The 14,246-nt window shown below is 61.2% G+C and carries 11 protein-coding genes; 6 read left to right on the top strand and 5 right to left on the bottom strand.

Going from position 1 to position 14,246, the window contains the following annotated elements; all coding sequences use genetic code 11:
- Window positions 1-36: 36 nt before the first annotated feature.
- From J3P82_RS05670 to J3P82_RS05655, 4 genes are all read left to right on the top strand, one after another.
- A complete protein-coding gene (locus J3P82_RS05670; RefSeq protein ID WP_186638388.1) occupies window positions 37-1,602 on the top strand; it encodes an MBOAT family O-acyltransferase in 1,566 nt (521 codons plus the stop codon).
- An 11-nt stretch (window positions 1,603-1,613) separates the two neighbouring features.
- Window positions 1,614-2,789, top strand: a complete 1,176-nt coding sequence (locus J3P82_RS05665; RefSeq protein WP_434561381.1) for an alginate O-acetyltransferase — start codon at window positions 1,614-1,616, stop codon at window positions 2,787-2,789.
- Between the two features lie 14 nt (window positions 2,790-2,803).
- The gene (locus tag J3P82_RS05660) at window positions 2,804-3,469 is read left to right on the top strand and encodes an alginate O-acetyltransferase AlgF (RefSeq protein WP_434561379.1); all 666 of its coding nucleotides are present in this window, start codon (window positions 2,804-2,806) and stop codon (window positions 3,467-3,469) included.
- Between the two features lie 153 nt (window positions 3,470-3,622).
- Window positions 3,623-5,074 carry a mannose-1-phosphate guanylyltransferase/mannose-6-phosphate isomerase gene (locus tag J3P82_RS05655; protein WP_434561377.1) on the top strand — a complete coding sequence of 484 codons (1,452 nt, stop codon included), beginning with the start codon at window positions 3,623-3,625 and terminating at the stop codon, window positions 5,072-5,074.
- Window positions 5,075-5,146: 72 nt separating this feature from the next.
- Here the strand turns inward: J3P82_RS05655 and J3P82_RS05650 are convergent, their stop codons facing one another.
- Window positions 5,147-7,864, bottom strand: a complete 2,718-nt coding sequence (locus J3P82_RS05650; protein WP_434561375.1) for an RHS repeat domain-containing protein — start codon at window positions 7,862-7,864, stop codon at window positions 5,147-5,149.
- A gap of 168 nt (window positions 7,865-8,032) precedes the next feature.
- On the opposite strand from J3P82_RS05650, the gene J3P82_RS05645 reads away from it, so the two are divergent.
- Complete coding sequence (locus J3P82_RS05645) at window positions 8,033-8,497, top strand: multidrug transporter (protein WP_434561373.1); 465 nt, start codon at window positions 8,033-8,035, stop codon at window positions 8,495-8,497.
- Window positions 8,498-8,529: 32 nt separating this feature from the next.
- Window positions 8,530-9,354, top strand: a complete 825-nt coding sequence (locus J3P82_RS05640; RefSeq protein WP_434561371.1) for an SDR family oxidoreductase — start codon at window positions 8,530-8,532, stop codon at window positions 9,352-9,354.
- A 74-nt stretch (window positions 9,355-9,428) separates the two neighbouring features.
- On the opposite strand, the gene J3P82_RS05635 is transcribed toward J3P82_RS05640, so the two are convergent.
- From J3P82_RS05635 to J3P82_RS05620, 4 genes are read right to left on the bottom strand one after another with little or no spacing between them, the layout of a single operon-like run.
- Window positions 9,429-10,292, bottom strand: a complete 864-nt coding sequence (locus J3P82_RS05635) for an efflux RND transporter periplasmic adaptor subunit (RefSeq protein ID WP_434561369.1) — start codon at window positions 10,290-10,292, stop codon at window positions 9,429-9,431.
- Window positions 10,293-10,302: 10 nt separating this feature from the next.
- The gene (locus tag J3P82_RS05630; protein ID WP_186610974.1) at window positions 10,303-10,503 is read right to left on the bottom strand and encodes a DUF1656 domain-containing protein; all 201 of its coding nucleotides are present in this window, start codon (window positions 10,501-10,503) and stop codon (window positions 10,303-10,305) included.
- Window positions 10,493-12,685 (bottom strand): FUSC family protein, encoded by a 2,193-nt coding sequence (locus J3P82_RS05625; protein WP_434561367.1) that lies wholly within the window; start codon window positions 12,683-12,685, stop codon window positions 10,493-10,495. Before J3P82_RS05625 ends, J3P82_RS05630 begins: the two co-directional genes overlap by 11 nt.
- A gap of 7 nt (window positions 12,686-12,692) precedes the next feature.
- The gene (locus J3P82_RS05620) at window positions 12,693-14,168 is read right to left on the bottom strand and encodes an efflux transporter outer membrane subunit (protein WP_434563718.1); all 1,476 of its coding nucleotides are present in this window, start codon (window positions 14,166-14,168) and stop codon (window positions 12,693-12,695) included.
- Window positions 14,169-14,246 lie beyond the last annotated feature (78 nt).

The raw sequence follows: 14,246 nt of genomic DNA, 5'->3' as shown, positions 1-14,246 counted from the left end.
GGCCCTTGACTGTTGATTCAACATGGAGAGATCGGGATGGTATTTTCATCCAATGTGTTCCTGTTCCTATTCTTGCCGATCTTTCTCGGCCTGTATTACTTGAGCGGGCAACGCTATCGCAACCTGCTGCTGCTCATCGCCAGCTATGTGTTCTATGCCTGGTGGCGGGTGGACTTCCTGGCCCTGTTCGCAGGCGTCACCCTGTGGAACTACTGGATCGGCCTGAAAGTCGGCGCCGCCGGTGTGCGCACCAAACCAGCCCAGCGTTGGCTGCTGCTCGGCGTGGGCGTCGACTTGGCCATCCTGGGCTACTTCAAGTACGCCAACTTTGGCGTGGACAGCCTTAACGCAATCATCTCCGGCTTCGGGCTCAACCCATTCATCCTGACTCACGTGCTGCTGCCGATCGGTATCTCGTTCTACATTTTCGAGTCCATCAGCTACATCATCGACGTCTATCGTGGTGATACCCCGGCCACCCGCAACCTGATCGACTTCGCGGCATTCGTAGCGATCTTCCCGCACCTGATTGCCGGCCCCGTGCTGCGTTTCCGTGATCTGGCCGACCAGTTCAACAACCGCACCCACACGCTGGACAAGTTCTCCGAAGGCTGCACGCGCTTCATGCAGGGCTTCATCAAGAAAGTGTTCATCGCCGACACCCTGGCGGTGGTGGCCGACCATTGCTTTGCCCTGCAAAACCCGACCACCGGCGATGCCTGGCTCGGCGCCCTGGCGTACACCGCGCAGTTGTACTTCGACTTCTCCGGCTACAGCGACATGGCGATCGGCCTGGGCTTGATGATGGGTTTCCGCTTCATGGAAAACTTCAAGCAGCCGTACATCAGCCAGTCAATCACCGAGTTCTGGCGTCGCTGGCACATCAGCCTGTCGACCTGGCTGCGCGATTACCTCTACATCACCCTTGGCGGTAACCGCAAAGGCACGTTGATGACCTATCGCAACCTGTTCCTGACCATGCTCCTCGGTGGTCTGTGGCACGGCGCGAACATCACCTACGTGATCTGGGGTGCCTGGCACGGCATGTGGCTGGCCATCGAGAAAGCGGTGGGTATCGACACCAACCCGCGCAGCATCAACCCGATCCGCTGGGCACTGACGTTCCTGCTGGTGGTGATGGGCTGGGTGATCTTCCGTGCCGAAAACCTGCACGTGGCCGGTCGCATGTACAGCGCCATGTTCAGCTTTGGCGACTGGTCGCTGTCGGAACTGACCCGCGCCAACCTCACCGGCCTGCAGATCGCTACGTTGGCGGTGGCCTACATCACCCTCGCCTTCTTCGGCCTGCGCGACTTCTACACCAACCGTCCGCCGGTCAAGGCCAAGCCTGAACAGAGCACCGAAGCCAACGGTCCTGCCACCGCGCAACCGGGGCTGATCAAAGCCGTACCGGGCGACAACCCGTCGACCATCCATGAACCAGGCTACACCGTCGGCGTCGAAGCCCAGGTGCAACCGGCCTACTGGACCGTGGACTGGTCGCGCTACGTGATGCGCACCCTGGTGTTGGTGCTGTTCATCGCCTCGATTCTCAAACTGTCGGCGCAAAGCTTCTCGCCGTTCCTTTACTTCCAGTTCTGAGGGATCTGAACATGACCCGCTCATTACGCATCTTCTACGTCGCGCTGTTTATGCTGATCCTGACAGCCTTGGGTATTTGGTCGATGCGCAGCTTCCTCGGCTTCAGCACCAACCCCGACGCGACCGTGCTCAACGGGCGCTGGGCCAAGGCCGTGGAAACGCACTACGACGAAGAGTTCCCGATCAAGCGCCTGGGCACCAACATCTGGGCTGCGCTGGACTACAAGCTGTTCAACGAAGGCCGCAAAGGCGTGGTCCTGGGCCGCGATCAGTGGCTGTACAGCGACGAAGAGTTCAACCCGATCGTCAACGAAGAACAGAACCTGCAGGACAACTACGCACTGGTCGAAGGCGTGCGCCAGAAACTCAAGGAACAGGGCATCACCCTGGTCATGGCGATCGTCCCGGCCAAGGCGCGGCTGTACCCGGAATACCTGGGTGAAGTGAAGCCTTCGAGCATTCACGCCAGCCTGTACCAGGATTTCCACGCCCGTGTCGCGGCAGACAAAATCCTCGCCCCGGACCTGCTCGGCCCGATGCAACAGGCCAAGCAAAGCGGCCAGCAAGTGTTCCTGCGCACCGACACCCACTGGACGCCGGAAGGCGCGCAAATCGCTGCGGAACATCTGGCCAAGGCGATTGCCGAACGTACTCCTCTTAACGGCGAGCCACAGCGTTTCGTCACCGAGCCTGCTGAAAAGATCATCCACAAGGGCGACCTGCGTCAGTTCCTGCCGCTGGACCCGCTGTTTGAAAACCTGATGCCAGCCCAGGAGCCGCTGGTCAAACGCAACACTCGCGAAGCCGACGACCAGCCGGCCAGCGATGACGCGTTGTTTGCCGATGCCCAGGTGCCCGTGGCCCTGATCGGTACCAGCTACAGCGCCAACCCAACCTGGAACTTCGTCGGTGCACTCAAGCAAGCCCTGCACAGCGACGTCGTGAACTACGCCGAAGACGGCCATGGCCCGATTCTGCCGATGCTCAGCTACCTCAAGAGCGACGCCTTCAAGAACAGCCCGCCACAAGTGCTGATCTGGGAGTTTCCAGAACGTTATTTGCCAGTGAACAACGAGATCGGCGACGCCGATCCGCAGTGGGTCGCCGAGCTCAAGCAAGCCGGTGCCCGCCAACAGAACGTAGCTGCTAACACACAATCCGAGACGCCCGACCGGGCGCAAAACTGAAAGAGAGGTCCACCATGACTTTCAACACTACTCCTCGCCGTCTCGCTGCTCGCTCCTTCAAGGCCGTTGCCCTGGTCGCCAGCATGAGTGCCCTGTCCTTCTCAGCCTTCGCCGGTGACTCGGCCCTGTACGGCCCGGTCGCGCCAAAAGGTTCGAGCTTCGTGCGCATCTACAACGCCAGCAACGCCGAAGTCAGCGCCACCGTCGGCAGCACCAACATCAGCGACGTGGCCCCGTTGGCCAGCAGCGACTTCAGCTTCATGCCTGGCGGCGACTACAGCGCCAAGGTGGGCAGCCAGACCGTTCCGGTTAAACTGGCTTCCGATCACTATTACACCCTGGTCAACAACGCCACCGGCCAGCCACAACTGATCGAAGAACCACCGTTCAAGAACAAGCAGAAATCTCTGGTACGCGTGCAGAACCTCACCGACAAGGCGTTGACCCTCAAGACCGCTGACGGCAAGACCGAAGTGGTTCCGAACGTAGCGGCCAAGGGCCGTGGCGAACGTGAAATCAACCCGGTGAAAGTAAGCCTGGCCCTGTTCGAAGGCGACAAGAAAGTCGGCGACCTCAAGCCAGTTGCCCTGGAACGCGGCGAAGCAGCCGTGCTCTACGTGACCGGCTCGGGCAGCAGCCTGTCGCCAGTGTGGGTCAAGCGTCCGGCTTCCACCCGATAAGAGCAGCGGCGAGCTTTAAGCCTCAAGCGGCAAGCTTTGACTTGTAGCTTGAAGCTTGAAACTTGCCGCTGCCCTCCTGGAACAACAACAAGAGAGTGAAACGACAGAACGCAGTAGCTCTAAAACCATTTCGATTTTGTAGGAGTAACACACATGATTCCGGTGATCTTGTCAGGTGGTAGCGGCTCACGTCTTTGGCCGCTTTCGCGCAAGCAATTCCCTAAACAGTTCCTGGCCCTGACCGGCGAGCACACCCTGTTCCAACAGACCCTCGAACGCCTGGTGTTCGAAGGCATGGACACGCCGATCGTGGTCTGCAACAAAGACCACCGCTTCATCGTCAACGAGCAACTGTCCGCTCGCAACCTGGAAGCCCAGCGCATCCTGATGGAACCGTTCGGGCGCAACACCGCGCCGGCCGTGGCCCTGACTGCGATGATGCTGGTCAACGAAGGCCGCGACGAGCTGATGTTGGTGCTGCCGGCCGACCACGTGGTGGAAGACCAGAAAGCCCTGCAACGTGCTTTGGCCCTGGCCACCGTGGCCGCCGAGCGTGGCGAAATGGTGCTGTTCGGCGTACCGGCGACCAAGCCGGAAACCGGCTACGGCTACATCAAGTCGACCAACGATGCGCTGCTGCCTGAAGGCGTCAGCCGCGTCTCGCACTTCGTCGAAAAACCCGACGTCAAGCGCGCCACTGAATTCGTCGAAGCCGGCGGTTACTTCTGGAACAGCGGCATGTTCCTGTTCCGCGCCAGCCGTTTCCTCGAAGAGCTGAAAAAGCACGATCCGGACATCTACGACACCTGCCTACTGACCCTGGAGCGCAGTGAGCAGACCGCCGACACCATCACCTTTGACGAAGCCACCTTCGCCTGCTGCCCGGATAACTCCATCGACTACGCCGTCATGGAAAAAACCCAGCGCGCCTGCGTGGTGCCGCTGTCGGCTGGCTGGAGCGACGTCGGTTGCTGGGCGTCGCTGTGGGAAGTCAACGCAAAAGACACCAACGGCAACGTCACCAAAGGCGACGTCGTGATCCAGGACAGCCGCAATTGCATGATCCATGGCAACGGCAAACTGGTATCGGTGATCGGCCTGGACAACATCGTCGTGGTCGAAACCAAGGACGCCATGATGATCGCCCACAAGGACAAGGTCCAAGGCGTCAAGCAACTGGTCAACACCCTCAACGCCCAGGGCCGTACCGAAACCCAGAACCACTGCGAGGTCTATCGTCCGTGGGGCTCCTATGACTCGGTGGACATGGGCGGTCGTTTCCAGGTCAAGCACATCTCGGTCAAGCCGGGCGCGTGCCTGTCGCTGCAAATGCACCACCACCGCGCCGAACACTGGATCGTGGTCAGCGGCACCGCCGAAGTGACCTGCGACGAGAACGTGTTCCTGCTCTGCGAAAACCAGTCGACCTACATCCCGATCGCGTCGGTGCACCGTCTGCGCAATCCGGGCAAGATCCCGCTGGAAATCATCGAAGTGCAGTCCGGCAGCTACCTGGGTGAAGATGACATCGAGCGTTTCGAAGACATCTACGGCCGCTCCACCCCGATCGAACGCGGCGTGTCGGTGAAGACCATCGCGCAGTAACGACCAGCAGAACAAGAAGCCCCCATCCAGCTCACTGCGTCCCCTATCCGCAGCGGGTTGGGTGGGGGCTTTTTATTGATTGACCACTCTCTTGGCATCAAACTTTTCGGCAATCCTGGCCGAGCGCGGATTGACAGCTTCCGTTCTGATTTTTCTGATATCCGCTCCCTTCGAAATCGCGTTGATTGCGTTCACCGTCAAGAATGTACCCACTCCCTTCAGAATCGGCATTTGCACCACTGAGGTGGCCCCTACCAGCGCCTCTTTTTCCAACGTCCCGTCACCCTGGGTTTCAGGATGAACGACCACTTGCACAACATCCACTTCCGTTTTTCCCTTGGAGGTAAGCATGTTCAGTTCGGCCAGACCATAAATGTGCCGCTCCTCACGCGATTTCAATTTGTCGGATTTTTTCATGACTGCGAAAAAGCGCCGCTCAACGACGAAGTCAGGGTGTCCGTTCAAGGCGTCCGGATTGATCGACTCGTCCACAAATACCTCATTGGCACTGCGCAACATATAACCGGAAATGCTTGCCCCCAGACCGAAGTTTGAAGGCTGCCCAACGACCTTCGACTGCAATGTTTCGCTGGAGAGGGTTTTATAGCGTTGCTTGTAGCGTTGAAGATTCTGTTTGACCTCATCTCCTCCCACCAGATAGTCATTGAATGCACCGACCTCCACCACTTTGAAGTCGTTCACTTCACTGTACTTTCCCGTGGTTTGCTTAAACACGCTAACACGGCTCGTAAGCGCTGCCGCTATGAGCTTGAGCCGATTTTTCACGCCCATTTCAATTTCGTACTTTCCAGTCTTGTTATGCCCGTCGGCGTCCCGAAAAGTAAGTGGGTTATTGCTCACCATCGCGTACAGGTTCAGCCCATCGACATTTCCCGCGGGGTCTGGATTGAGCCAGCGCTGCAAGCCAGGCATGTAGTAGCGATAGCCGTAGTAGTAGAACCCCGTCGCATCCCGTTCTTTTCCCGAATAACGAACTGTCTTGTAACTGACACCGACCCCGTCAGCCCCCGCCAAATACGCGGTCTCGCCGAAGGAGTAGAAGTGCTCCCGGCTGATAACCCGCCCGTCCTGGGCCAGTTCCAGGCCGACCGAGCCCAGGTGATCGGCAACGCTGTATCGATAGCAGTCCTTCTCGCCGGTCGGCGATGCGCTTTCCCAATGTAGGACCCGAACATCGCTGAGCCCACCCTGAGCGACGATTACCTGCAGCGCCTCGCCCGTGCCGCTGTTTGCGCGCAGTTCCAGCCCCGGCAAATAACGTACTTCGGCGGCCAGCGTGCGAGCGCCGGTTTGCAGGGTCCGCAGCTTGCGCACCCGTTGCCCGCCGCCGTCATAGATATAGGCCTCGCTATCGTTGAGCCCCGAGGCGCGTTCAATGGGCGTGACCGAACTCAACTGGTTACGCAGGTCCCACGCCAGGAACCGGCCCGCGTCCAATTCCAGGCAATTGCCCCGCACATCGAACGCGGCGGCGATTTCTTGTTCCGTGGGCGGCACGCCATTGCGGTATGGCAGGCAGCGATTGCTGTACTGGGCCGCTTTGATTTCCCGGCCATGGCTTTGGGCACCGACGTGCGTCAGTTCCAACAAGTTACCGGCCTCGTCGTAGTGGTAGGTCTGCCGGTAATTGCTGACCGCCGCAGGGTCGTTACGACCCACGGAGTCAGGCCCCTGGTTGGCGGCGCCCGCCTCCCAGCCGGTGGCTTCGATCAGTTGGTAGAGACTGTCGTAGGCAAAACGGCTGACTGGCTCGATGCGCTGATTGGCAAAATAGCGGATCGGCTGTTTTTTGTCCTCGATGCTCAATACGTTGCCCATGGGGTCGTAGGCGTAAAGCAAATGTTGCAGAACATCGCCCGCGCGCACGGCTTGACGCTCTATCAACCGCCCGTCTTCGGGGCTGTAGATGAGCGTGGTCCTTAGGCCATTGCCGGCCGTTTCCTGTTCGATCTGCCCAAAGGCGTCGTAGCGAATGTCGTTCACCAACGACTGCCACTCGCCCTGCTCCGCCAACTGCAATTGACTGCCAGACATCCGGCCATCGAGCGTCAGGCTTTGCCGTTGTCGATTTCCCCTGGCATCGACCTGCTCCAGCACATCCCCCAGCGGCCCGATGCGCCACGTCGAAACGGCGCCGTCGCCAGGTTCAAGCAAGAGCTCGCGATCGGCTTCCGACTCCGGCCAGTCAGCTGGCGCGGCATCGAGAATGAAACGACGATCCTGGACAAGGTTCTGCCCCGCCAAGGCAAACGACGCGAGCACCAGCGTACCCGCCGGGTCGTCGTGACGAATCAATTGCCCATGCTGATTGTGGTTCTGATCGCCCTGGCCGGGGTATCCGTGGGTCATGCGCTCGGTGCAGCGACGTGGCTGGCTGGTGCCTTGCTCGAACACCGCCACGGGACGCAGCAGGTTGTCATATAAAATCTCACGCTGCGTCCCTCGCCCGTCCCAGCCCAACAAGCCTTCATCGGCAAGACCGGGCAGACCGGTCTGTATGCCCGCGTCGACGCCGTCCGTATGCAGCGTGGCGCCGGACAGCGAATAGATCGCCGAAAGATTGGCCGGCGCCGTCTCATCCGTCCGTTGCAAAGCCCACAAGCGCGGATCCCACTGTTTCACCGCGCGTCCGGCCATATCGAAGCGGCTGCGGTTGATGCGCCGCTGCGCGGGGCCATGCTCGACGTTGCGGCAATAGCCGACCGAACGCACCGGCAAACCGCGCGCGTCGACGGCTGTCAGTGTCGGTGTTCCATGATCCAAACCCATTTATAAGACGTCCCATCGTAGCGACATGGTGTCCAAGCCATCTAGCCGACAGTCCAGCGGGCTGCCTACTGTCAGATGTGACAGTGGCGACGCACGGTCAACGACGGAGCAATACCCACGGCCCGCCCCCTTCGGTAGGATGTGGCGAAGGTCACGGAGGCTTCAACCATGCTCATCGGCGTTTTGCTGGTCATCACTTGGCTCATCCTGCTGCTGCGCTACCCGGCCAAGGCCTTGCCAGTGTCTCTGGCGGCGTTCATCGGGCTGGGACTGGTCGCGGCGTGGGTGCTCTGGCAGGAGAACCGCGAAACGCGACAATTGGCGCGCCTGGATGTGCGCATTGCCTATGCGCCTGAGCGCTGCCCTGCTGATCGTCCGCTGTCGTTGAGCCTGAAAAATGGCAACGACGTGCCGTTGACCGAGCTGCACTGGCGAATAGCGGCCTACGCGCCTGGCGACACCATCAACCTGGCCGAGAACGTCTACAGTTCACCGCGCTATCGCGGCCCCGGCGAATTGCAACCTGGCGCCGACTGGCAAGACTGCCTGCCGTTGCCGCCGTTGCGTCCCAGCTATCGCCCGCAAACCCTGGAGTTTCGCGCCGAGCGGTTGCAGGGAAGTTTCTCTAATTGATTTCAAATCCGCCGTTACACAAGGAAAGCGCCATGCCCGTTGCGTTGATCACCGGATGTTCCAGCGGCATCGGCCGTGCCCTCGCCGATGCCTTCAAGGCCGCCGGTTACCAGGTCTGGGCCAGTGCGCGCAGGGCTGAGGATGTGGCGCTACTCAGCGCCGCCGGGTTCACCGCCGTGCAATTGGACGTTAACGACGGCCAGGCCTTGGAAAAACTGAGCGAAAGGATCAACCAGCAACATGGCGGCCTTGATGTCCTGATCAACAACGCCGGTTACGGCGCCATGGGACCGCTGCTGGATGGCGGTGTGCCCGCCATGCAGCGCCAGTTCGAAACCAACGTGTTCGCCATCGTCGGCGTGACCCGCGCGCTGTTTCCCGTTCTGCGCCGCGCCAAGGGGTTGGTGGTGAATATTGGCAGCGTTTCCGGGGTGCTGGTCACGCCGTTCGCCGGCGCCTATTGCGCGTCAAAGGCAGCGGTGCATGCCTTGAGCGATGCGCTGCGCATGGAACTGGCGCCGTTCGGCATTCGCGTGATGGAAGTCCAGCCCGGCGCCATCGCCTCCAGCTTCGCCAAGAATGCCGGCCACGAAGCCGAACAGCTGATCAGCGAACAGTCGCCCTGGTGGCCCTTGCGTGAGGGTATCCGCGCCCGCGCCAAGGCGTCCCAGGACAACCCGACCCCGGCCAGCGAACTCGCCGCAGGGCTGCTCAAAGCCGTGCAACAACCCAAACCGCCGCGCTTGTTGCGTCTGGGCAATGGCAGCCGGGCGTTGCCGTTGATGGCGGGTTTATTACCCAAGGCGCTGCTGGAGAAGGGATTGATGAAACGGTTTGGGTTGGGGAAATCGCTGTAATCATCGCGAATTGGGCTTTTGGCTGCTGTGGGGTGAACCAAATCTCACCATCACCCCATCAGTAGCCAGTGATCTCAGCGCTTGTCGTGCGGCTCGACCACCACCGTACACGTCATCCCCGCCGCCAGCAGCACGCCATCCGGCACCTCGTCCAGGTGAATGCGCACCGGTACCCGCTGGGCCAGGCGCACCCAGTTGAACGTGGGGTTTACGTCGGCGACCAATTCACGGCTTTGGGGATTGTCACGGTCGTAGATGCCCCTGGAAATACTTTCCACATGGCCCTTGAGCACCTCGCCGCTCATCAACTGCGACTGCGCGGGATCGCCGACCCGCACCTTGGGCAACTTGGTCTCTTCAAAGAAGCCATAGACCCAGAACGAATTCATATCCACCACCGCCATCTTTGCCTCGCCGATTCGCGCGTAGTCGCCCCGGTGCACGTTGAGGTTGGTGACGTAGCCGTCCACCGCCGCGCGAACTTGCGTGCGGGCAAGGTTCAGCTCGGCGGCCTCCAGTTGCGCCTGGGCGTGCTGGTAGTCGGCCAGGGCCGAGTCGGCGAGGTTGCTGGCGTCGTCACGGTTTTCACGGGAAATCACCAGGCTGTCCAGGTCGGCACGCCTGTGGGCATTGACCTTGCGCATTGCCCAGGTGGCCTTGCGCGACGCCACCAGAGAACGGGCCTGTTTGACCGCGATGCGGTAATGCTCGGGGTCGATGCGCATTAGCAGGTCGCCCTTCTTCACCTGCTGATTGTCACGCACTGGAACGTCGAGCACCTCGCCGCTGACATCGGCCGCCACGTTGATGATGTCGGCCCGCACCCGACCATCGCGGGTCCAGGGCGTATCCATGTAATGCACCCAGAGCGTACGACCGATCCACAGCGCCAGGGCCAGCACCAGCAGCGTCGCCATCAGGCTGAAAAATTTTTTCATGGCTTCGATCTCAACGGTAGACCGCCAGCGCCAGCGCGCCGAACAGGCAGGTAAACAGGCTCAGGCGCAGCAACGCCGGATGCCAGAAAAAACGGTACAGATCCAGCCCCGAAAGGAAACGGTCCAGCGCCCAGGCCAAGCCGGCAGCGATGAAAAACATCAGGGTCATGGTGGGCATGTACACGCCATGGAAGGCGATCTCACGAGGCATGTCGAGGTTCCTGGAGCAGCGGCGCGGCGTGGGCCGACAAGGGCGATTGCGGGTCCATCAGCGAGGTCCGGATAAAGTGCAGGTAGCTTTTCACCCGGCGCAGGGCCGAGGTGTCGAAATGCGCGGCGAAAGGTTCATCAGTGGCTTGCACGCGACTGATCGCATCGTCGACCGCCATCCGCGCCCGTTCCAGATTGTTCTGACCAGGCTGGCGGAACAGCCGCACCAGCGCTCGTCCCATCAGGCGGATCGCCTGTCGCCATGGCTGGCTTTCGGCATAGGCCGGGTGCACCGGCAGGATTGCTTGTTCCTTGCGCAATTCGATGATCGCGTGGCCGACCTCCAGCACCACCAACAGCCAGCGCAACAGCTCCCGTTGCACCTGCGGCTGCCCCGTCGCGAGACCGTAGGCTTGGTGCAGCAAGTCACGGCTGCGACTCTCGAAGCCCGAGGCCAGGCCCTTGAGCTTGCCGCTGATGGCAAACACCACTTGTTCACGCAGGTCCTGTTCGAGTCGACGCCACATCCAGCGGCTGTTGGGTGGCAGGATGACCGCACCAGCCGCCGCGCACACCAGCATGCCGAGGATCATCGCAATGTAATCATTGATGAAGGTGTAAGGGTTGTAGACCGTCGGATTGTCCGGCACCGAGCCGGTGCTGAAGAAAATCAGCAGCCCCAGCCCGACGCCGGCGTATTGCGGGCGTGAACTGAGGAATGAGCCCAGCATGATTACCGGCGCCAGCATCACGCAGAGCAAAGGAAAGCCGTCGATCAATGGGAAGACAAAAAACATTTCGACGAAACCGATCAACGCCCCGAACAACGTCCCACAAGCCATCTGGAACGCCATGCGCTTGGGGTTCGGCGTGGCGGCCGACAAGCCCACGGTGGCGGCCGCGATCATCGTCATGGTCGCGCCGCTCGGCCAGGCCGTGACGACCCAATAGCTGCCCAGCACCAGCAAGATAAAGGCTGCGCGAAACCCGGAAGCCGCAGCGGCCAAGCCGTTGGTCTGCGACACGAAGGGCTCGTCCCAGCGTTCGCGTTCGTGGCGATGATCGGTCAGGGACGCGTGGGTCTGGGCGTAGCCGTGTAAGTCGTCGACAAAGCGATAGAGCAGCTCGTAGGCCGTATGGAAATCCAACTGCTGCGCATCACTGGGATCCGTCTCTTGGAAGAGCGCCCGCAACCGGCGCACCAAGGCCGGCAAGTCGGCCTTGTAGTCAGCCAGTGCCGCCGCCAGACGCGCCGCATCGGCATCGGTCAAGGCCCGTGCGCTGAAGCCATCGAGCAATTCGGCCAGGGTCTGCAAACCGGGTTTGATGGTGTTTATCACGTGATCCGCCCGGGCTTCGCGCAAACGTTCGAGCAACTGGTGCAAGGCATTGAAACGCGTGGTGACGCCCATGAACTCACTGTTCAAGCGGCTGAGCCGACCGTTGCGCCGACGCATGTGCGGATCTTCGAAAACAGTCACGCTGCGCAGGCTTTCCAGGCCCACCGCTTCGGCGATGAATCCAACGTTGCGCGCCTCGAATGCCTCGGGCTGGCTGCGCCCGCGCAAGCCATCGGTGACGAACAGGGCGAATACGCCGAAGCGCTGATAAAGCGCGTTGCGCATGGCGGCGCTCGCGGTTTGCGGCAGGACCGCGGCGCTGACCAAGGTCGCACAGAGTATTCCCAAGGAAATCTCCAACACGCGCCAGACCGCCGCCATGAACGCCGCTTCTGGATGGGCCAGGGCCGGCAGGCCGATCATTGCCGCGGTGTAGCCTGCCAGCACAAACCCGTAGGCCCGGAAATTGCGATAACGCGCCGCCCCCGCCGAGCAGATTCCGACCCAGATGGCCAGGCAGCCGAGGAACAGCTCGGTGTTCTGGGCGAACAAGGCGATCAATGCGACCATCACCGTCGAACCGACCAAGGTGCCAAGCAAGCGATAGAAGCTTTTGGCCAATACCTGGCCGCTCTGGGGTTGCATGACGATAAACACCGTGATCATGGCCGTGCGCGGTTGTGGCAGCTCCAGGCGCATCGCCAGCCATAACGTCAAGAACGCGGCCAACAACACTTTGAAGATGTAGACCCAGGTCACTCCGTCGCTGCGGGCCCAGTCGAAGAAACCACGGCGCCATTCGAGGCAATGGAGCCGGCGCAAGGGGGCACGTAGAGTCCTCATGAAATTTCTATTCGGCACCGTGGCTCACATCAGGCACGTCGCTGCCAGCCTCCAACCCGCCACCCAGCGCCGTCACCAGATCGGCATGGACAGTCAATCTCGCGGCTTCTACTTGCTGAAGTACCTGTTGTTGCTTGAATAACAGGCTCTGGGCATTGAGCGCGTTGAGGTAATCGGTGAGGCCGCGCCGGAACGCCACCATGGCGATGTCGTAGGTGCGCTGGGCGGCGGCCACCGATTCGGCGGCGAAGGCCTGTTGCCTGTCCATCGACTCGCGACGGATCAATCGGTCGGAAACACTCTTGAGGGCATTCACCAGGGTCTGGTTGTAGTGCGCCACGGCGATGTCATGACCCGCCGCGGCTTCTCCCAGCGCTCCACGCAAGCGCCCTGCGTCAAAGATCGGCAGCGAGATGGCCGGCCCGACGTTGTAGGTGAGTTTCTTGCCGGTCAGGAATTCCAACGCCCCGCCGCCGGTAGCCATGTAGCCGAGGCTGCCGACCAGATCGACATTGGGATAAAAACCGGCCCGGGCCACATCGACGCCACGGGCCTGGGCCGCCACTTGCCAGCGCGCAGCAACCACATCCGGGCGCTGACCGAGCAGTTCGGCGGGCAAGGCGCAGGGCAATTCCAACGGAGCACCCAGCGCCAGGCTCGGCCGTTGCAGGCGCGCGCCCTCTCCCGGCCCCTTGCCAGCGAGCGCCGCCAGTTGATTGCGGCTCAAGGCAATGGCTTCGTCGAGGGCGTCAAGTTGGCGATGGGTTTCGGGCAACGGCGCCTGGGCCTGGCTGACTTCAAAATGGGTGCCGATGCCGCCGTCCAGGCGCTTTTTCGCCAGTTGCCGAATCTGCTGCTGTTGATCGAGCGTCGCGGCGACGATGTCGCGCTGGGCGTAGTGCAGCGAAAACTCGATGTAGGCGCGCACAATGTTGTTTTGCAACTCCAACTGCGCCTGCCGCGCTTCGGCGACGCTGACATGGGCCAGATCGACGGCCTGCTCGCTGGCGTTGCGCTCACGTCCCCATAAATCCAAGGCGTAGCTCAGGCCCAGGGCGGCGTTGTTGTCCCAGGTAGTGGTATCGGCCAGCTCGCCGGGTCCATAGAACTGATCGGTCGGCCAGTTGTGACGCTTGAGGGTGGACTCGGCATTAACCTGCGGCGACTCGGCGGCCTGCGCGACACCGGCCATGGCCTTGGCCTGCCGCACTCGGGCGGCGGCCATCGCCAGGCTCGGGCTGTCTTGCACAGCCAAAGCGATCCAGCGATCCAGTTGTCGGTCGCCATAGGCCTTCCACCATTGACGGGTGGGCCAGTGGGCCTCGCCGGCGGCCTGGCGAATCGCTTCATCAGTCGCCAGTTGGTTGGCCGACAACGCCTTGCCTTGCGGCGCAATCCCTCCCGTGCCGATGCAACCGCCGAGGGTCAACGTCAAAACCCAAACACTGAGAGTCTTCAGCTCTCTGCTGATGCAACGCGGCACTGGCGCAAATTCCTGGGAGAGAAAGTCGGGGGAACTGTGGAAACGCAGGGACCGCGCCACAGTGGCGGCAATTCTAGG

The sequence above is a fragment of the Pseudomonas sp. Z4-20 genome (assembly GCF_051131955.1).
In the GTDB taxonomy this organism is placed as follows: Bacteria; Pseudomonadota; Gammaproteobacteria; order Pseudomonadales; family Pseudomonadaceae; genus Aquipseudomonas; species Aquipseudomonas marvdashtae.
Note: the sequence above shows the minus strand (reverse complement) of the source record. Positions and strands in the feature narration are given on the sequence as shown.